We start from the raw sequence: 19,838 nt of genomic DNA on the forward strand, positions 1-19,838 counted from the left end.
CCCGAAGGGACGGGGTGGTTTCTTGATTTTTAGTTTCAACTTAGTAAATAAGGCCGCAAAACCTTTGGCTGTGACGCTTACGGTGTCGGAAAAACTTTAAAATGAAACAGCCCTACCCTGATTAAGGGGGGTTGGGGGGATCAATCCGGATTTTTGTAAGAAGTCTAATGTAGAGGCGATTCGCTTTCTCGCCTCTACATTTAGGGTTTAACTTTAAAGATTGCGTAAATCCTGCCCATATCCCAGATATTTTTGGATTGGGTGGATGACAGTAGACGAGAAACCGATAAGATAGGAAGATATTTTCGCCGATGGCAAGTCCGATCGCTTGCGATCGCGCCACGCTAATTCTCGAAGGGTGCGATTCTTGCTGTAAAAACCTTTGTTGTTCAACGGATTGCTTGCATGGAAATCAATCGATGTGTTGTTAGTGCCAGAGCTGTTTATCCTGAATGCAAGTGCTTCAAAATGCCAGGAGCGCTCGAACGAAGGCCCCTATTCAACCCATTGCAGGGGTCGTAACCCCCTGGGCGATCGCATCGGTGATTTGATTTTTCCGGTGTCCTATCAGATTTTCTAAACCCGCGAATGGGTGCCACCCCTCTAAATCATCATTTCAACCTCGCGATCGCACCCAACGACTCCAAAACAAACGGGCCGTCTCGCCCCCGAAAACTATTATTCACTCAACCGCCGCCGCAGATCTTACGCTATGCAACTGATGAACGCCATGACCGGACAGCTCATCCAAGGGCGCTATCAACTCATCAAAGACCTCAAGCGAGGTGCTTTTGGTAAACTCTATCTGGCTGAAGACCACCAACAGCCGGACCAACCGCGCCCCTGTGTCATTAAACAACTCCAGCCGAATCTCTCCAATCCCACCCTGCTGGCTGAAGCCCGTGGGCGCTTGAGGCGGGAAATCGAAGTGATGCAAAAACTCAGCGCTCATCCCCTGATTCCGGGAATTTTGGATGGGTTTGAGGAGGACCAAAAATTTTATATTGTTGAAGAATTTATCCCAGGTCAAGACCTCAGTCAAGAAATTATCCGAGGCAACCGCTGGAGTGAAGGCTTGGTGATGGCGCTGTTGCATCAAGTTCTGGAAGTGTTAGCGTTCATTCATCAGCATTCGATGATTCATCGCAATATTAAACCCTCTAATTTAATCCGTCGGACTGGCGATCGCAAAATTATCCCGGTGGATTTTGGGTCCCTGAAAGAAATCGAAACTCTAGCCATCACTCCCCAAGGTCAAATTGGCACAGCGGCGATCGGCACTCCGGGTTATGTCCCCATCGAACAACTCGGGGGCAAACCTCGCTTTAATAGCGATATTTATGCCCTCGGCATGACCGCCATTCAAGCCTTAACCGGCGTCCCCCCCCGGGAATTAGAACGAGACCCCAAAACGGGTCAAACCTTATGGCACCATTTGGCCCCGGTCAACCCGAAGTTGGCGCAAATTCTGGATAAAATGGTGCGCTCAGATTATCAAGAGCGCTACCAACAGGCGACGGAGGTGATCGCTGATTTACGGTCTTTACATGAAATTGGCAATGTCCTGGATGGTCGCTATCAACTGGTGAGTCTGTTAGCTGAACGCCGGTTTAGTAAAACCTTTTTAGGGGAGGATTTACAACGCCAGGAAATGCCCTGGTGTACGGTGGAGCAAATTAAACCCGTTCAACAAGAGACTTTTCCCTGGTGGGAAGCGAAAAGCTTTTTTGATGCGGAAGCGCAATTGTTACACCGTTTAGGCACTCATGAGCGTATCCCCACGTTACTGGCAGATTTTGAGCAAAATGGGGCCTTTTATTTGGTCCAGGAGCAGATTGAGGGACAGTCCCTTTCTCATGAATTGATCCAGGGCAAAAAGTACGAAGAAAAAGAGGCCATCGCTTTATTACAAGAGGTCCTAGAAACCCTGGCCTTCGTTCACGAACATCATGCCATTCATTTGGATTTAACCCCCTGGAGTATTTTCCGGCGTCAGTCCGACGGTAAGCTGATGTTGACCAATTTTGGCTCGGTGAAGCAAATTGGCACTTTGACCATTGACCAGGGCCAGTTAACGACTTCAACGGCGATCGGGACTCCGGGTTATATGCCGAAGGAGCAAATGGTGGGCAATCCCCGCCCGAATAGTGATATCTATGCTCTGGGGGCCATCGCCCTGCAAGCGTTAACCGGGGTGCGTCCCGATTATCTGGGGACGGAACCCCATACGGGAGAACTCAGTTGGCGCAAGCACGTTCAGGTGAGCGATCGCTTTGGGGCGATTCTGGATAAAATGGTGCGCTCTTATTTCCGTGAGCGCTATGAATCGGCTCAAGAGGTGTTAGCGGATCTGCGCGCCCTCCAAGAACCCGTTATGGAACCCTTTCCGGAGTCGGTCCCGGTGCCGATGGGGGCGGAGGGTTCGGTGTCTCCCCAGGTCCCCGCAGAACAGCCACAGGCAGACCTAGGGGCGAGTTCCTCTGTTAATAAAGCGAAGGCTCCTATCGGCGCTGCTGTAGCACGGGTGACCCAAGTTTCCAAAAAGTTACCCTTTGGCAAACCCTGGCCGATTCTGGCAGTGGTGGCCCTGATGGGAACGGCAGGGGTGGCGATCGCCCTGAGCAATTCTCAGCAAGCGCGTCAGGCGCGTCAGGAGTCGGATGAGTTTATCCAAAATGCCAGCTTGCTTTTGGAGTCCCAGGACTACCTGGAAGCCCTGGATCAGTGCGATCGGGCGATCGGGATTAAGGCGGATCATGCCTTAGCTTGGAAATGTCGCGGGGATGCGCTCTATCTGCTCGATCGCTATGAATCCGCTCTCGTGGCTTATGACAATGCCAGCCGTTTAGAACCGAAAGATGCCCGCTATTGGAACAATCGCGGGGAAACTTTGTATCAATTACAGCGCTACGATGAGGCAGTCGCCGCTCACGATCGCGCTTTAGAACTGCGCCGGAATGATGTGAATGCCCTCAAAGGTCGGGGCCTTGCTTTACTCAGTTTACAGCGCTACGATGAGGCACTGGCGGACCTGGATCAAGCCCTAGAAGTGGAACCGAATGACCCCCAAGGCTGGGAACGCAAGGCGTTGGTTTTAGACTATTTACAACGTCCCCAAGAGGCCGATCGCGCTTTTGAACGGGCCCTGGTTGCTTACGATCGTCAGCTTGAAAGTAACCCAGATGATTTGAATGCCTGGTTGGAACGGGGTCGATTACTCGATCAGTTAGAACGCCTGGATGAGGCGATCGCATCGTTTGATCGCGCTTTGGAAATTAATCCAGAGTTTTATCTAGCCTGGAATGCCAAAGGAACGACCCTGTATAGTGCGTCTCAATTTGCCGAGGGGTTAGCGGCTTACGATCGGGCGCTGGCGATCGAACCGGATTTTTATAAAGGCTGGCATAATCGCGGCGTCTTGCTGAGTCTGGGTTTGGGTCGCTACTTTGAGGCGATCGAGGCGTTCGATCGCGCCGTGGCAATTGAGGAAAGTTTTCATCCGGCTTGGCGCGATCGCGGTTTGGCACAAATGCAACTACGCCGTTATGCAGAGGCGGTTACTTCGTTTGATCAAGCAGTGAAGTTTGAACCCAGGGATGGCAGATCCTGGGCCAATCGGGGGGTCGCACTCAATGAACTCCGGCGTTATCCCGATGCGATTGAATCGTTTGATCGGGCGATCGCGGCTCAAACTCAAGATGCCTTGGTCTGGACTCAACGGGGAATCGCCCTGGAGTCCATTGAACGGTACAATGAAGCCCTGGCTTCCTACGAAAAAGCCCTGGAAATTCAACCGGATTTCTATCTGGCATTGGAGTCCCGGGACTGGGTTTTAAGCAAGATGGGCCGCTAGTCACCGCTTGAGGGGAATCAATCGGTGCATAATTCCTGTATGACACCGATTGATTCTCCAGTCAGGTTTATAACGGTTGGCACTTTCCGGCGCGAATCAAACCCACGCGACGGGCGATCGCCTCCTCCCGGGACTCAAAGGGTCCCCATTTCTCCCCAAGTTCTCGGTTGTCCGGTCCTTCCCGGGGACTGCCCGGGAGAATTTCACAAGTTCCGTTTTTGCCCTTGACAATATAGTATTTGGGAGATTCAGCCATTGGTTTCGGTTAATAAAAAAGCGGTTACAGTAGGATGGGCGATCGTCTAGGGTTGCAGAATCACTGGCACATTAGCATTATTGCCAGACCCGCCCATAATTACCACTTTACTGTTATTAGAATTGGCAAGGCGATCGGTTGCTTCAATATTGCGCCATTGCAAGAATTGCGAGGTTAAACCCGGGGAAATAATTTGTTGATACTCCGCAATTCCCAAAGCTTCAATCCGCTTGCGTTCCGCTTCTTGCCGTTCTTTCTCTAGCACCAACTCCATGCGCTGATTGTCCTGTTCTACCTCCATTTTCTGTTCAATGGCAGCTTGTAATTTTTCCGGTAGCGCCACATCCTTGAGAAAGGCTTCTTCTACAATAAAACCCAGAGGAGTTAAAGACTCCCGCATGGACAACCGCAGTCGCCGGGTGACTTCCTCTCGTTTAGCGGTGTAAATGTCTCTAGCGGGATAACTGGATGTTATTTCCCGAATAATCGCTTGAAACCGCGATCGCACGATTTCTCCATCATTGGCCCCCACATTTTGATAGACATCCGCTGCACTATTCGGGTCTAAGCGATACTGGATCGTCCCCTCTACCACTAGGTTTAACCCTTCTTGGGAGGTGGCTGAAATTTTTTCCGGCATATCCCGCAACCGCGTGGAAAACTTCAAAACATTTCCAAATGGGTTCACCCAATGCACCCCGGGACTCAGGGGTTGGGGGTCAACCTTCCCAAACACCTCCATCACCCCAACTTTTCCCGATGGGATAATCGTAAAGGTTTTCAACAAGGAAACTGTCGCTGCTAAAATGCCGATTAACAGGGCAACAGCGCGCACAGTATTGCGATGTTTTTCATCGGAAAACTTGGGTCCGACGAGAACGACCAGAATTGAGACTAGACTGGTGAGGATTGTGGCAATGAAGGTCATGGGATTACCTCAAACTGCTGGAATGAACAGGGCATCGACAATAAAATACAATTCAGTTTAAATCAAGCAACGCGAAGAGAGTTTTTCTAGTTTTGCCCGGGGCAATCCAACTGCCGCCCCACGAATCTTGCTAGGATACCATACCGGATACCCCACCCGAGCGATCGCTGGACAACAATTTGCCATAAATTTTTTCGATTGATGGGGGACTTGCCCTAGGGAATCAATCAATTCATGAGCACAGCAAAACCCCTAAACAACTCCTTGGTGCGCTTGTTTCAACAACAAACCCCGGGAGTCCGGAAACTGCCTTGAAGTTTTTGTTATGGATGGGGGTCATTTGTCATTTGTCCTTTGTCATTTGTCATTTGTCATTTGTCCTTTGTCCTTTGTCATTTGTCATTGGAAGATGGGGGAGATGGGGGAGATGGGGGAGATGGGGAGTGTTCGTAGTAACGACTTCAGTCGTTTCTTCCTGCCCTTTAATCCTGCTACCAATACAAAGTGACTCCAAACCAGAGTACATTATCCCTCCCACTTTCTTCCCTCCTGAACCCTATACCTCACAAAAAAATATTTCACCCCCTTCCCCCACCGATCGCCCTGCAACTCGAAGCAGATTTAGACCCTAACCTCTGTTAATTTTTCCCAACTGATATTAAAAATCAGCTTAAATCTGCGATACAATTAAATGCGTCTTTTCGAGTAGATCTGACCTGCCCCCAAAATTCATGCTAGAAATCAACGCTCCTAACTTATATTTATTTAGTTACCATCTCAAAGAAGGGTTGGGCATTAGCCTCCAAAGTAGCCAACAGAATTATCACTCAGTTTTAGAAAAAATAGTCGGGGATATTTCCCGATTAATCCCCGATGCGATCGCCCAGGATTGTCAGGAAACTTTCCTCGATCTCCAAACCCAACCCACCGCCGATTTAAAATTCAAAGGAACCCTACATAACCACGCCATCCTCGGACGCTATCTACGGCGAAGTCTCCATCAGACTTATGCCTTAATCTTTGATGGTTCAGTTCAGGAAAGATATAACGCCCATCAGGTTCAGAGTCTGCTCAGTACCCTGAAACTGCTTACCCCTGACCCCCATTCCTCCGATAATTTAGGACAAACTTGGCTAATTTCAGGAGTTTGGGAACATGGCAATTCCACTCAAATCGAAAAGCTGGCCGAAGAGAGCTATAAAACCTTAATCTCTCCCGAAGGATGGCATCATCAAGCAACGGGGGACTATGTGGGGGTGAAGCTGTATGAGTTTTGGCGGACATCTGGGGGAAACACCGGGGAGACGATTGAAGGCAATAGTTATTTACTCCTGATTCTGTATCCCGATCGCGAAATGTTTCAAGCGGGATGGGGGTTTTATGAACAATGGCAACAAGTTTTATTATCTCGGCATCAAATTATTTGGGCGGACCGCCAGAGTCAACGGCTCAACCAACAGCTAATCAACCAATATCAACTGATTGAGGCGATGGCTGATTATTCTGAGCTAAGTCTCTATCACCTCAAAACTACGAGGGATGCTCTATCGGGATTGCTCACCGGCTTCACGACGTTAGAGATGCATCTCAATTTGATGGAAATCCAGATTGACCATTACGATCAATATTGCCATCAGTTAGAACAAGATGCCGATGGTTTAGGATTAACAGACCTCACCTTTTTAAAACTATTCAGCGCATCGGTCCAAGAAAGTTACCTCCCCAGGCTGCAAGGGGATATCCAGGCATTCCGCTTAAATTTGGAACGGATACAAACTCTCACCCAGATGATTCAGGGTCTGGTAGAAATTCGTCAGGCCCAGCGCGATCGCACCGTGAAAACCGCAGTGGCGATCGTGGGGGTCGGAGTGGTGACAGGTTGTATAGTAGCTGTCGCTTCCTCGACTCATCCTGCTGTTCCCTCGGTGAATCCGGGGACAAACTCAGGTGTGACTGGGGTTTTATTATTAAGTGTGATTTGCGGAGGGGTCGCCAGTTTAGTCACGTTTCTGACCGTCGTCCTCTGGCAAAAACTCGGGAAGTGATTCAAGGGTTGCTCCGGCGATCGCACGTTTCTGCTGCTAAAATTAAGTGTAGCACAACCCCACGGAGAAATGGCTATGGTTATAGAAGTGCGATCGCCTGAACCCCAGGCAACCGTGATCTACCCGGATAGTGATGGTCAACCAATGGCAGACAATACTCAACAATTTGCGCTGATCGTCTGGATTAAAGAAAATTTAGAACGGGTCTATGCTCAGGATCCGAATGTCTTCGTCGCGGGAGATTTACTATGGTATCCCGTGGAAGGCAATAACAAACTCAGACAAGCCCCGGATGTCATGGTAGCATTTGGACGACCCAAAGGCTATCGGGGGTCTTACCAACAATGGAAGGAAGAAAATATCCCCCCGCAGGTGGTGTTTGAAATTTGGTCTCCCGGGAACCGTCCCTCGGAAATGGCCAAGAAATTGGCATTTTATCAAAACTACGGCGTTGAAGAATATTATCTCTATCATCCCGATTTACTGGATTTAGCCGGATGGTGCAAGTCTGAGGGGAGTTTACACCCGATCGAACAAATGAACGGATGGGTGAGTCCCCGCCTCGCGGTGCGCTTTCAAATGGCAGAGGCGGGATTGCAACTGTACCGTCCCGATGGCGAACCTTTTTTAACAACGTTGGAACTAGAGCAACGGGCGTTACAGGCCGAAGAACGGGCGCGACAAGCGGAATCTGAATTGGAACGAGAACGCCAGAAATCCCAGTTACTCGCCGATCGCCTGCGGGAAATGGGAATTGATCCAATGGAGTTGTAGGGATATCTATTCGCCCATCCGGACCCGGATGCGATCGCATTTATACCCGGGGCGATCGCATCCCTTCAGGCAAAAATTCTCGCGATCAACCATTCCAATCCATCCGGGATTCCTCCAAAATGTTCTGATAGATTTCCACCCAGATTGCTCTCTCAAATCAGTCTATATCATGCAAATCAATGTAGAATCACCAACTTTTGCGATCGCTCCTGGCAGTTTGCGACAAGTTCACCATATCGCATTTAACGTCAGGGATTTGGCAGCATCTCGCCATTTTTATGGTCGGATCCTCGGGTTACAGGAACTGACTGGGGAGTCCGTTCCCAGCACCTTGCGCGAATTAGTCGCAACGGGGAAAGTTGCCAATTTTGTTACCCCAGATGGGACGGTTATCGATTTATTTTACGAACCGGATTTATTACCCCCGGACCCGGACCCAAAACGTGCCTTTACCCGTGCGAATCATCTCGCCTTCGATATTGATCCGCAATTATTTGACGGCGCAGTTGAGGCACTTAAAGCGCATCAGGTGGCGATCGATAGCGGTCCCGTCACCCGTCCCACGGGACGCGGGATCTACTTTTACGATCCCGATGGGTTTATCATCGAGATCCGTTGCAATCCTCTCGACAGTTGACCGATAAAAGTCCGATCCGAGTCCGGGTAAAGTGGGTTTGAGACTGTGGAAACCCCAGACTATCTCCCGCCTCCTGGGGATGGAGTAACTCTAGCTGTCATTGAGATAAAAATCCCTGAAGATTTATCTGTAAAACGGGATACCAAATTCAGCTTTTGGTCAGTCGCGGTTGACCTCTTCCGCTTAGAAGAGTAGGGTTTGATGTGGCCACGAAGGCTCAATCCTCCCCGGAATCATCCACTGGATTCCGGGTTGAGGATACCTCGGCGATCGCCTCGGATATCTCTCCATGAACTGCCTCTTTAAATAAAGAAGCCTTTCGCGATCGCGAAAGGCTTTTCCATTACATCCACGGAAACGATGGTATCCCATCGGTTAGGGTCTTTCCTCGCAAACCCATTTCAGAATATTTAAGCGAAAATTCATGACTTCCGCACCTTCCTGGCGTATTTGCCGCCGGAAAAATTTATCCCTAATCCATGCTAAAAACAAGTTTTCCTGGGGATTTTACTGAAGAACACAGCGGGTCAGAACCTCCTGTCCTGGGGCTGTTTCCAGGTTTATTCCCTCTCTACAGGTTGTTTTGAGACAGAGAAACCCGGTTGATTTTCTTAAGTAGAAACTCCCAAAAAGGACTCTATATTAATGATCGCTCCCCCCGATGCTCTGAATTAAGCCGCTTCGGTTTCGCCGTCTTTTTCTGACTCGTCCACTTGAATTAAATGGATATGCTTGTAACCGAGCTTAATTTCAAACTCGTCACCGGGCTTCAACCCCATTGCTTGGGTGTAGGTTGAACCAATCACCAGTTGACCATTTTGGTGGACCGAAACCCGATAGCTTGCTTCTCTGCCACGAGTGCTCTTTTTAGCTTCCGGATCCAAGGCGATGCCTCTGGCTTCGAGCAGTGCATCATAAAAGTCAGTTAGATTGACCCGAGTTTCCCCGCCTTTTGTGGTGGTATAGTAACCACAAGCCTTTGCTAACTCTCGCCGGGGTAAGTTGGCGAGTTCTTTTGCCTTCTTGAGCAGTGCTTTTCCTCTTAGGGCAGTTGCTGTTTCAGCCATTATTAATTCCTTACTAACTCTTCTTACAAGAATTATTATAAACGAACTTCTAAAAAATACAACACCTATTTTTAAAATTTAATTCCTCGGACAGGACATTGCCCATCCGGCGATCGAAGGAATTTATCAAGTCGTGGCCCTTGCCATTGAAGCGCTATTTTTTCAGTCACAGACCACCGACTCCTCTATATAGTAGAGACTTTCTCCTTGTCACTCCATCTCATAAAGATTCTTCACTCCCTCCTCTGGCTTAAAAGCTTTGTCTTTTACGAAAACAGAAAACTTGATAAAATTGCCCAAATTTATGATAAAGGCTGAAATGGGTGAGGACGAGGAAGGTTATGCTCAATCCGTCCCCTCGCCACTTCCCTCAATCTGCTCAATTCCACCCAACTCTCCCCTCACCCGAATCTCTAACCCATTTTGGTCTTAATAACCTTGATTCGGTTTCCACAGAGGAAATCCACTGAAAAATTCCCCTGAATGGGATGGAGGGGATTTTTCTCTAATTAATCATCTCAGCACAGGACAATATTCTATTTTTAGTTCTCTCTAAAATTCTTACCCGAGAAAGTGGGCAGAGGTGGGCTGGGTATCTCACATCAAGGAGATGGGGGGATGGGTCATTGGTCATTGGTCCTTGGTCTTTGGTCCTTGGTCCTTGGTCTTTGGTCATTGGTCCTTGGTTTTTGGTCCTTGGTCCTTGGTCCTTGGTTTTTGGTCCTTGGTTGATGGGGATGAGGGGATGGGGATGGGGGGATGGGGTATTGCTGACCACCAATGACTAATGACCAATGACTAATGACCAATGACTAACTCGCTTCTTGTAACTTTTTCAATCTGGGTGGGATGATTAAAAACCCTCAAAACCTTGTAGGGATAGAATTTGGGCATTATAACTAGACGGAATTTCGCCCGGAGTGGGAGGCAAAACTGGAAACTGATGACTCAGGGGGATAGCCAGACGATCCCAAATCGATGTACCATGATCCCGGTGTTGATATCCAAACCCATTCAATCAAGAGGTCTCATGGTGTTGTCTCTTAATGAAAGGTCCTTTAAACAAGAAGTTTTAGAAGCTACCACTCCTGTTCTCGTGAATTTTTGGGCACCGTGGTGCGGGATTTGTTTGCTGATTAACCCGGTTTTGAAGGGATTCGAGGCCGAATGGGGCGAAACAGTGAAAATTGTCGGAATTAATGCCGATCAAACCCTAAAGCTGGCAAGTACCTATCGGATCGCGACGTTGCCCACCCTGATTTTGTTTGATGGAGGATCCATTATCCATCGCATTGAAGGGTTCCAAGGACGGGATGACTTAACTCGGGAATTAAGGTCCCTGCTCCTGAGCACTCAAAAAGCGCATTCTTATTCCCAGTTACAACCGGCCATCAATTCCTGATGAGAGTCTCTCGTCAGGAATTTTTTACAGCAATCGGCTTTTTTCTGGGTCAGGACTTACGCATTTGGGGAGGACAAACCCGAAATGTAGCAGCGATTCGCGAATCGCCTCTACATTTCGGGGTCGATGTTATCGATCGCGTCAGTCCTGTGGGTTAATCACGGGACCTGTTCTGCGGGTGATCCGGTGGATTGTTCTTAAAAAGTGCAACAGCTAAACCCCATCTAGTCTAATCTGGGTGGGGTTTTTCCTGTGGGGTTCAGGGGTTAGGAGAATCGGGGTTGAGGGGTCTGGAAAGTCGGTCCGGCAAGGCTCTGGGTAAAGCGATCGCCGATTATATCAGAGAACCCCAAAAATGCAAATGAGTGAATATCGCTATGATATCCCTAGTCTCCCGTTTCTATGGCGGGTCTATGTCAAAATGTTAACCAGTGAGTTAACTCAGTAAAGAAGTATTTAAGTGGGCGTCAGCGATGGAACCAATTTATCAGTATGCTTGGCTGATCCCAGTTTTGCCCTTGTTAGCGGCAATGCTGGTCGGCCTGGGCCTGATTTCTTATAACAAGACGACCAATAATCTGCGGCAAGTACCTGCCGCATTCTTGGTCTCCTCCGTAGGTGCAGCAATGGTTTTGTCCTTTGCCTTGCTCTGGAGTCAAATCCAAGGCCATGAACCCTACACGTACAGCCTGGAATGGGCGGCGGCGGGGAATTTTCACCTAACAATGGGTTACACCATTGACCACCTCTCGGCGCTGATGCTGGCGATCGTGACCACTGTGGCCCTGTTGGTGATGATTTACACCGATGGCTACATGGCTCATGATCCCGGATATGTGCGCTTTTACACCTATCTGAGCCTGTTTAGCTCCTCAATGTTGGGGCTGGTGATCAGTCCGAACCTGGTTCAGGTTTATATCTTCTGGGAACTGGTGGGGATGTGTTCCTATTTGCTGATCGGATTTTGGTTCGATCGCAAACCGGCAGCAGATGCTTGTCAAAAAGCCTTTGTCACCAACCGTGTCGGCGACTTTGGTCTGCTGTTGGGGATGTTGGGCTTATATTGGGCAACGGATAGTTTTGATTTTCAAATCATGGGCGATCGCCTGCAAGATCTCGTCCAATCCGGGGCGATCGGTGCAGGCGTCGCGGCCCTCTTAGCCATCTTGGTCTTTCTCGGACCCGTTGCCAAATCTGCTCAATTCCCCCTCCACGTCTGGCTACCAGACGCGATGGAAGGCCCCACCCCCATCTCGGCCTTAATCCACGCCGCCACGATGGTGGCTGCCGGAGTCTTCTTAATCGCCCGGATGTATCCCGTCTTTGAACATATCCCCAGCGCAATGACCGTCATCGCCTGGACCGGATGTTTCACCGCCTTCCTGGGGGCAACCATCGCCCTCACCCAAACCGACATCAAAAAAGGGTTAGCCTACTCCACCATGTCCCAACTGGGTTACATGGTCATGGCAATGGGCATCGGGGCCTACAGCGCCGGACTCTTTCACCTCATGACCCATGCCTACTTCAAAGCCATGCTGTTTCTCGGATCTGGATCCGTGATTCATGGCATGGAAGAAGTGGTCGGTCATGACCCCACCCTGGCCCAAGATATGCGGTTAATGGGTGGACTGCGGAAATTTATGCCGATTACTGCTGCTACCTTCGCAGTCGGCACCCTCGCCATTTGTGGAATCCCGCCCTTTGCCGGATTCTGGTCCAAAGACGAAATCCTCGGGGCCGCCTTTGAAGCCAATCCCGCCCTCTGGGGGGTCGGCTGGCTAACTGCTGGAATGACCGCCTTCTATATGTTCCGGATGTACTTCATGACCTTTGAAGGACCCTTCCGAGGCAACGACACCGAAATTCGTCACCAACTCAAAAGCGAAGCTGAAGCTGGGGAACCCATCCTCGCCTTTGGTCCCGGTGCAATGGACCCTCGGGAACTAGAAGCCAGCCACGATGACCACTCTCACGGTCATCACAGCGAATATCCCCACGAGTCCCCCCTAGCCATGACCTTCCCCTTGATGGCCCTGGCCGTGCCTTCGGTCCTGATTGGGTTGGTGGGGACTCCCTTTGCCAATTACTTTGAGGCATTCATTCACCCTCCCAGTGAATCCATGCTGGAAATTGCCGAACACGCCGAAGAATTCAACCTCACCGAATTCTTGGTCATGGGCGGTAGTTCCGTGGGAATTGCCTTGATTGGGATTACCTTGGCATCCCTGATGTACTTGAGTCGGAAAATCGACCCGAAGGCGATCGCCTCCCAAATCAAACCCCTCTACTTGCTTTCCCGCAAGAAATGGTACTTTGACGAAATCTACAACTCCCTGTTTGTCCTCGGTTCGCGCCGGTTAGCCCGACAAGTCATGGAAGTGGATTATCGCGTCGTTGATGGGGCCGTCAACCTCACCGGGTTGATTACCGTCATCAGTGGCGAAGGACTCAAATACTTTGAAAATGGTCGCGCCCAATTCTATGCCTTGATCGTCTTTGTGGCGGTTCTCGGCTTAGTCATTCTCTCCGGCGTGACTTAACCCAATTCATCTGTCGCCCAAGCAGAAGCCAGAATTCCAGCATCCTTGCCTCGGAGTTAATTCTGGCTTCTGTAGTGTGACGGGTGAGTTTTCTATACTCCAGGACTTACGCATATTTTCCGAGCGACCCCTAAATGTAGAGGCGATTCGCGAATCGCCTCTACATTTAGGATTCTCAACATCTGTGTAAGTCCTATACTCAATCCGGTTGGATAAAAACCCGCACCCTCAAGGGTGGGGCTACACAAACAAAGCCCGCCTGCGCGGGCTAAAAGCAAAAGCCTTTTCAGTAACGACCGGATTTAGTATCTTTGATGAATTTTGATAGCGATCTATGAACATGGCTGAATTTCCTTGGCTGACTACAATTATCCTGTTTCCGATCGCGGCATCCCTACTCATCCCTGTTATCCCCGATAAAGATGGGCGCACGGTGCGTTGGTATGCGCTAATCGTCGGACTCATGGACTTTGCCCTCATTGTTTACACCTTCTGTAATCATTACGACCTCAGCAACCCCAACATCCAGCTTTTTGAAAGCTATTCCTGGGTTCCTGCCTTAGACCTCAACTGGTCAGTCGGGGCCGATGGCTTATCCATGCCCCTGATTATCCTCACCGGATTTATCACCACCCTGGCAATTTTGGCCTCCTGGCCCGTCACCTTAAAGCCAAAACTCTTTTTCTTCTTGATTTTGGCCATGTATGGTGCACAAATTGCCGTCTTTGCCGTCCAGGATATGCTCTTGTTCTTCCTGGTGTGGGAATTGGAACTGATTCCGGTGTACCTGCTGCTCTCCATCTGGGGCGGTAAAAAACGCCTCTATGCAGCCACCAAATTTATCCTCTACACCGCAGGCGGTTCCCTGTTTATTCTGCTGGCGGGCCTCGCAATGGCCTTCTACGGCGATACCGTCACCTTTGATATGCAGTCCCTGGCGGCGAAGGATTACGCCATTAACTTAGAACTGTTGCTCTATGCAGCATTTTTAATTGCCTACGGCGTCAAATTGCCCATTTTCCCCCTGCATACCTGGTTACCCGATGCTCACGGGGAAGCGACAGCCCCAGTGCATATGTTACTCGCCGGGATTCTGCTGAAGATGGGGGGATACGCCATCATCCGCATGAATGCCCAAATGTTACCCGACGCTCACGCGGTGTTCGCACCGATGTTAGTCATCCTCGGGGTGGTGAATATCGTTTATGCCGCTCTCACCTCCTTTGCCCAACGCAACCTCAAACGGAAGATTGCCTATTCCTCCATTTCTCACATGGGATTTGTGCTGATTGGGATTGGGTCATTCACCGACTTAGGGTTAAGCGGCGCAGTCCTGCAAATGGTCTCTCACGGACTAATTGGGGCGAGTTTGTTCTTCATGGTGGGAGCAACTTACGATCGCACCCATACCCTAATGTTGGATGAAATGGGCGGCATTGGCAAAAAGATGAAAAAGTCCTTTGCCATGTGGACCACCTGTTCCCTAGCCTCCTTAGCGTTGCCGGGAATGAGTGGATTTGTAGCGGAATTAATGGTGTTTGTTGGTTTTGCCACCAGCGATGCCTATAGCCTAACCTTCCGCGTCGTCGTCGTCTTCTTAGCGGCAGTCGGCGTCATTCTCACCCCGATTTATCTCCTGTCCATGTTGCGAGAAATGTTATATGGACCAGAGAATAAGGAATTAGTGGAACATGAAGCCCTGATTGATTCCGAACCTCGGGAAGTGTTTATCATTGCTTGCCTGCTGGTGCCGATTATTGGGATTGGGTTATATCCCAAGATTCTCACCCAAGTCTATGATGCCACCACGGTACAGTTAACCGCGAGATTGCGGAACTCAGTACCGACGTTGGCAGAAGGCGCATCGGTTGCCTTAGGAGAACCGATGGAAGCCCCGGCAATTGGTAGCAGTCGGTAGGGTATCCATCATTTTAGTCAAGGCAGTTTTCATTAACTGCCTTTTTTTGTATCGATATACAATTACCCGCAGGCTAAAGCCTGGGGCTACACGGACGAAGCCCGCCTGCGCGGGCTAAAGAGCGTATCCTCGTGACTTGGCTCTGCCGAGTCACGCACAATTGGAGGCTCTGCCTCCTGCTCGATATCCTCGTGACTTGGCTCTTCCCGTAACAGGCGGCAGAGCCGCAAGAAGCCCATGTCACGGCAGAGCCATGACACGAGAAATATACTCTATATAAAAACCATGACATCCCAACCGATAATCCTCTGGTATCGCAACGATTTGCGCGTACAGGATCACGAACCCCTGTATCGCGTGATCGAAACTCATGCGCCGATTGTGCCTATCTATTGTTTCGACCCCAGACAATTTTCTAAAACTACTTATGGGTTTCCAAAAACCGGCCCATTCCGCGCCCAGTTTTTACTCGAAAGTGTTGCCAACCTGCGTCAATCTCTGCAAAACCTCGGCAGCAACTTAATCATTAAAATTGGAAAACCTGAAGCTATTTTACCTCAAATAGCGCAACAAGTCAATGCCTCGGGGATTTATTTCCATCAGGAAGTCACAGCGGAAGAAATTGCGGTAGAAACGGCACTGTTTCAAGGGGTCAAATCCCTGAATGTTGATGTCAAATCCTTCTGGGGACATACCCTTTATCATCGCGATCGCCTCCCATTTGATATCCCCAATATTCCCGAATTGTTCACCCACTTTCGCAAACAAGTGGAGAAAACAGCCACACCGGATTCCTGCTTTCCCACCCCTACCCAGTTGCCACCGTTACCGGAAATAGAGACAGGGAACTTACCCAGCTTAACGGAATTAGGGGTGGAGAAAGTTGCGATCGCCTCCAAAGCAGTCCTCTCCTTTACTGGAGGAGAAAGCGCCGGAATTGCCCGATTGCAGGACTATATTTGGAGTGGCGATCGCTTGCGAACCTACAAAGAAACCCGCAACGGAATGCTTGGCGCTGATTATTCCTCCAAATTTTCCCCCTGGTTATCCTTGGGTTGCCTTTCCCCTCGCTACATTTACCAACAAGTCCAAGACTACGAAACCCAACGCATCAAAAATGACTCCACCTATTGGCTAATTTTCGAGCTACTCTGGCGAGATTACTTCCGGTTCATCTGTGCCAAACATGGGAACGCCATCTTCCGGCAATCCGGATTACAAGGAATCCCCATTCCCTGGCAAGAAGATTGGCAAAAATTCACCCTCTGGCAACAAGGAAAAACCGGATTTCCCCTTGTAGATGCCAATATGCGCGAACTCGCAGCGACTGGGTTTATGTCCAATCGAGGCAGACAAAACGTCGCCAGTTTCCTAACTAAAAACCTCGGCATAAATTGGCAAATGGGAGCAGAATGGTTTGAATCTATGCTGATTGATTACGATGTTTGTAGCAATTGGGGGAATTGGAATTACACCGCTGGGGTGGGGAATGATGCTCGGGGGTTTCGCTTTTTTAATATTATCAAACAATCCAAAGATTATGACCCAGAGGGCAACTATGTCAAACATTGGTTACCGGAATTGGCAAGGGTTCCTGCCGCTAAAGTGCATGAACCTTGGAAGTTATTGCCGGTGGAACAGCAGCGATTTGGGGTAAGAATTGAGGTAGATTACCCCTCTCCTGTCGTTGATTTATTCGAGTCGGCAAAAGTGAACGAAAAGGTGTACAAAGCTGCATTCAAACGTTCTTAGTAACGACTTCAGTCGTTTCCGGATCTAGGGAGAAATGATAAAATTCTCGTCTAAATCCGGACTCTCGCAATGAGCGCCTTTTCAGTACCGTGGATTGTAGGAGTTTGGTCTCCAAACTCGTCCTCAAACCCAACCTCAGAGGGCGATAAAACCAAGCCCCTACATTACCATTCCCCTATAGCGAATCATTTAGACTCGCTATAAGGCGATCGCAAAATATAAATCCTCCAAACGTTCAACTCAAAGTATGCGTAGGGGCGCAATGCTTGCGCCCTCCGGATGTAGGGGCGCAATGCTTGCGCCCTCCGGATGTAGGGGCGCAATGCTTGCGCCCTCCGGATGTAGGGGCGCAATGCTTGCGCCCCTACATGAATGGGGCTACTCCGTTGATCTACGAACGAACATTTTGGAGATTTTATTTTTTGGAGTTCCCTAATAATGGGTTGGGATTAATTTGGGGTGGGTAGTCGAGTCATGGGAAAGGTTGAGTTTTCAGGTGATTTGAGTCTAAGAATCATTAGACATTCTCTCCATCGGGAAAGAGCCTCGGTTTCTGAGTCTGGGGTGGGGGAAAAGAAACCGGGTTTCTAGCAGCATCTGTCTTTATTCACTAAGATTTGGGAAAGAAACCCAGTTTCTGGGAGGTTTCTGGGAGGTTTCTGAGTCGCAGTGAGAGGGTGTAAGATGAACTACGAAAGTATTTGTACTTCATATTGCTCAAACATACGATCTTCTGATACTAAGGTTAAAGTTTCAGATTTGGCTTGAGAAATCAACAATCGATCGAAAGGATCTCGATGATGGAAAGGTAAAGTTTGTAATATTAACAAGTGTGGCAAATGAATAGGGAGAATTTCAATACCGCTGGGAAGGATAAAATTGATGACAATTTGTTCGAGTGGGATGGCAAGTTCGAGTTTGCCAAGGCTGTTTTTAATGGTTATCTCCCATAAACTCACAATACTTAGATGCAAAGCATTGCTTTCATCCTCAATGGCTTGTTTTGCAGTTTTACTAAGATTTGGGTTGCCGTCTAGCAACCAAAGAAAGATGTGTGTATCTAATAATAATTTTATCACATATACTCAGAAAAATCATTGAGGGGTGCGTCAAAGTCTTCGGCAATCTTTATTTTGCCCCGCAGACAACCAAATAAATTTTTACGGCTGATTTTTTTGTCTATAAATAATTGTGGCTGTTGTTGCCAACGGGTAACTAAGTAGGAAACGAGTTGTAACTGCTCTTGTGGTTCGAGTTGGGTGACTTCAGCCAATACTTTTTCCAGGAGGGGACTCATCATTTACCTCAACTTGGGGATTTCTTTGATTGTACTACTTTAGGAAAAGAAACCGGGTTTCTAGCAGTATCTCTGTTTCTCAGCAAAGATTTTCCAAAGAAACCGGGGTTCCTGAGTGGTGGGGATGGGGTAAAATCGGGATGGTGTCCCCTACCCAGTGCGCGGCTATGAACGAAGAACGCATCAAAGCCTATCTCAACCTGATTCAACAACTCCTCGACTGTCCCAGTGGCGAGGAACCCGAAATCCTCAACCAGTCTATCGAGTTGGTGGATGAGGAATTTGTGCAACTGTGCGAACTGCTGGCGCAACAATTGCAGGAGGCAGGGGAAGAGAATAATGCGAGTTTTCTGCGAAATCTGCCGCAACAGGTGGCGGCATTTCTCAACCGGCAAACCCCTGGGTGTGGCGGTGAATCCAGGGAAACCCAAGGGAATGTCACAGAAGAAGAAGACTATCTCAGGTTTTTGATGGAAGTGTTGCAAACCACCTCAGAGAGTCGAGGCAATCCCTCGATAGTTTATCCCCTGCTGCAACAGAACCTCGATAAATTGGATGGGAACTTTGCCCAAATAATGCAAGCCTGGGCAACTCAAACCTTGAGTGAAGTAGAGGAAGATGGAGCAGTTGCTATTGCCGCAGTTATTGGCGAATTTGCCAATTTAATTCAACAATTTCCCTTGGGAAGTCGGGCAGATAATCTCGAAATCGGGATTGTCGGGTATGAAATCAGTCTCACGGTTTTCACTCAAGAGAAACTACCGGAAATGTGGGCAGCAATCCAAAATAATCTGGGGGAAGCCTACAGCAACCGCATCCGAGGGGAACGTGCTGAGAATCTGGAACGGGCGATCGCCTGTTACCAAGCGGCTTTACCAGTTGATACCCCAGAAGCCTTTCCTCAAGAATGGGCAGGAACCCAAAATAATCTGGGGAATGCCTACTTATATCGCATCCGAGGGGAACGCGGCGAGAATCTGGAACGGGCAATCGCCTGTTACGAAGCGGCTTTACAAGTTAGAACCCCAGAAGCCTTTCCCCAAGATTGGGCAATGACCCAAAATAATCTGGGGGAAGTGTACCGCAACCGCATCCGAGAGGAACGCGGGGAGAATCTCGAAACGGCGATCGCCTGCTACGAAGAGGCTTTACAAGTATATACCCGAGAAGCCTTTCCCCAGCAATGGGCAACCACCCAAAATAATCTGGGGGCTGCCTACAGCAACCGCATCCGAGGGGAACGTGCTGAGAATCTCGAAACGGCGATCGCCTGTTACCTAGCGGCATTACAAGTTTATACCCCAGAAGCCTTTCCCGAAGACAATGCCGGAACCCAAAATAATCTGGGGGAAGCCTACCGCAACCG

General features: G+C 49.1%; 17 protein-coding genes. 10 read left to right on the forward strand and 7 right to left on the reverse strand.

Annotation, left to right across the window (positions count from 1 at the left end; translation table 11 throughout):
* Nucleotides 1–213 precede the first annotated feature (213 nt).
* The gene (locus NG833_RS15195; protein WP_254566128.1) at nucleotides 214–393 is read right to left on the reverse strand and encodes a hypothetical protein; all 180 of its coding nucleotides are present in this window, start codon (nucleotides 391–393) and stop codon (nucleotides 214–216) included.
* Nucleotides 394–712: 319 nt separating this feature from the next.
* Between NG833_RS15195 and NG833_RS15200 the strand changes: the two genes are divergently transcribed.
* Nucleotides 713–3,853, forward strand: coding sequence for a tetratricopeptide repeat protein (locus NG833_RS15200; protein WP_254566129.1), 3,141 nt, complete (start codon nucleotides 713–715; stop codon nucleotides 3,851–3,853).
* 67 nt (nucleotides 3,854–3,920) lie between these two features.
* Here NG833_RS15200 and NG833_RS15205 read toward each other — a convergent pair whose 3' ends face one another.
* Genes NG833_RS15205 through NG833_RS30450 form a run of 3 tightly spaced genes read right to left on the reverse strand, consistent with a single transcriptional unit; the run spans nucleotide 3,921 to nucleotide 5,223 of the window.
* The gene (locus NG833_RS15205; RefSeq protein WP_254566130.1) at nucleotides 3,921–4,109 is read right to left on the reverse strand and encodes a DDE transposase family protein; all 189 of its coding nucleotides are present in this window, start codon (nucleotides 4,107–4,109) and stop codon (nucleotides 3,921–3,923) included.
* Between the two features lie 46 nt (nucleotides 4,110–4,155).
* Nucleotides 4,156–5,037 (reverse strand): prohibitin family protein, encoded by an 882-nt coding sequence (locus NG833_RS15210; protein ID WP_254566131.1) that lies wholly within the window; start codon nucleotides 5,035–5,037, stop codon nucleotides 4,156–4,158.
* 57 nt (nucleotides 5,038–5,094) lie between these two features.
* Nucleotides 5,095–5,223: a hypothetical protein gene (locus NG833_RS30450; RefSeq protein WP_256555999.1), complete on the reverse strand. Its 129-nt coding sequence runs from the start codon at nucleotides 5,221–5,223 to the stop codon at nucleotides 5,095–5,097.
* Nucleotides 5,224–5,768: 545 nt separating this feature from the next.
* Between NG833_RS30450 and NG833_RS15215 the strand changes: the two genes are divergently transcribed.
* From NG833_RS15215 to NG833_RS15225, 3 genes are all read left to right on the forward strand, one after another.
* Nucleotides 5,769–7,082, forward strand: coding sequence for a hypothetical protein (locus NG833_RS15215; RefSeq protein ID WP_254566132.1), 1,314 nt, complete (start codon nucleotides 5,769–5,771; stop codon nucleotides 7,080–7,082).
* 75 nt (nucleotides 7,083–7,157) lie between these two features.
* Nucleotides 7,158–7,856: a Uma2 family endonuclease gene (locus NG833_RS15220; protein WP_254566143.1), complete on the forward strand. Its 699-nt coding sequence runs from the start codon at nucleotides 7,158–7,160 to the stop codon at nucleotides 7,854–7,856.
* 169 nt (nucleotides 7,857–8,025) lie between these two features.
* Entirely contained in the window at nucleotides 8,026–8,493 is a 468-nt protein-coding gene (locus tag NG833_RS15225; protein ID WP_254566133.1) for a VOC family protein, read from the forward strand.
* Between the two features lie 671 nt (nucleotides 8,494–9,164).
* Here NG833_RS15225 and NG833_RS15230 read toward each other — a convergent pair.
* Entirely contained in the window at nucleotides 9,165–9,560 is a 396-nt protein-coding gene (locus NG833_RS15230; protein ID WP_254566134.1) for an AbrB family transcriptional regulator, read from the reverse strand.
* A gap of 1,030 nt (nucleotides 9,561–10,590) precedes the next feature.
* Between NG833_RS15230 and NG833_RS15235 the strand changes: the two genes are divergently transcribed.
* From NG833_RS15235 to NG833_RS15255, 5 genes are all read left to right on the forward strand, one after another.
* Entirely contained in the window at nucleotides 10,591–10,962 is a 372-nt protein-coding gene (locus NG833_RS15235; protein WP_254566135.1) for a co-chaperone YbbN, read from the forward strand.
* Complete coding sequence (locus NG833_RS15240) at nucleotides 10,962–11,120, forward strand: hypothetical protein (RefSeq protein WP_254566136.1); 159 nt, start codon at nucleotides 10,962–10,964, stop codon at nucleotides 11,118–11,120. The genes NG833_RS15235 and NG833_RS15240 overlap by 1 nt, the downstream gene beginning before the upstream one ends.
* Nucleotides 11,121–11,435: 315 nt before the next feature.
* Nucleotides 11,436–13,505 (forward strand): NAD(P)H-quinone oxidoreductase subunit 5, encoded by a 2,070-nt coding sequence (locus tag NG833_RS15245; protein WP_254566137.1) that lies wholly within the window; start codon nucleotides 11,436–11,438, stop codon nucleotides 13,503–13,505.
* A gap of 340 nt (nucleotides 13,506–13,845) precedes the next feature.
* On the forward strand, nucleotides 13,846–15,423 hold the full coding sequence (gene ndhD1, locus NG833_RS15250; RefSeq protein ID WP_254566138.1) for a photosynthetic/respiratory NAD(P)H-quinone oxidoreductase subunit D1: 1,578 nt from the start codon (nucleotides 13,846–13,848) through the stop codon (nucleotides 15,421–15,423).
* Between the two features lie 285 nt (nucleotides 15,424–15,708).
* Nucleotides 15,709–17,175 carry a DASH family cryptochrome gene (locus NG833_RS15255; RefSeq protein ID WP_254566139.1) on the forward strand — a complete coding sequence of 489 codons (1,467 nt, stop codon included), beginning with the start codon at nucleotides 15,709–15,711 and terminating at the stop codon, nucleotides 17,173–17,175.
* A gap of 689 nt (nucleotides 17,176–17,864) precedes the next feature.
* Here NG833_RS15255 and NG833_RS15260 read toward each other — a convergent pair.
* Nucleotides 17,865–18,254, reverse strand: a complete 390-nt coding sequence (locus NG833_RS15260; protein ID WP_254566140.1) for a PIN domain-containing protein — start codon at nucleotides 18,252–18,254, stop codon at nucleotides 17,865–17,867.
* Nucleotides 18,251–18,475: a DUF2281 domain-containing protein gene (locus tag NG833_RS15265; RefSeq protein ID WP_254566141.1), complete on the reverse strand. Its 225-nt coding sequence runs from the start codon at nucleotides 18,473–18,475 to the stop codon at nucleotides 18,251–18,253. The genes NG833_RS15260 and NG833_RS15265 overlap by 4 nt, the downstream gene beginning before the upstream one ends.
* Before the next feature lie 164 nt (nucleotides 18,476–18,639).
* Between NG833_RS15265 and NG833_RS15270 the strand changes: the two genes are divergently transcribed.
* Nucleotides 18,640–19,838: tetratricopeptide repeat-containing protein (locus NG833_RS15270; protein WP_254566142.1), on the forward strand; the 1,199-nt coding region annotated here is incomplete at its 3' end.

It is taken from the genome of Oscillatoria sp. HE19RPO, from assembly GCF_024220515.1.
Taxonomy (GTDB): domain Bacteria; phylum Cyanobacteriota; class Cyanobacteriia; order Cyanobacteriales; family Laspinemataceae; genus Laspinema.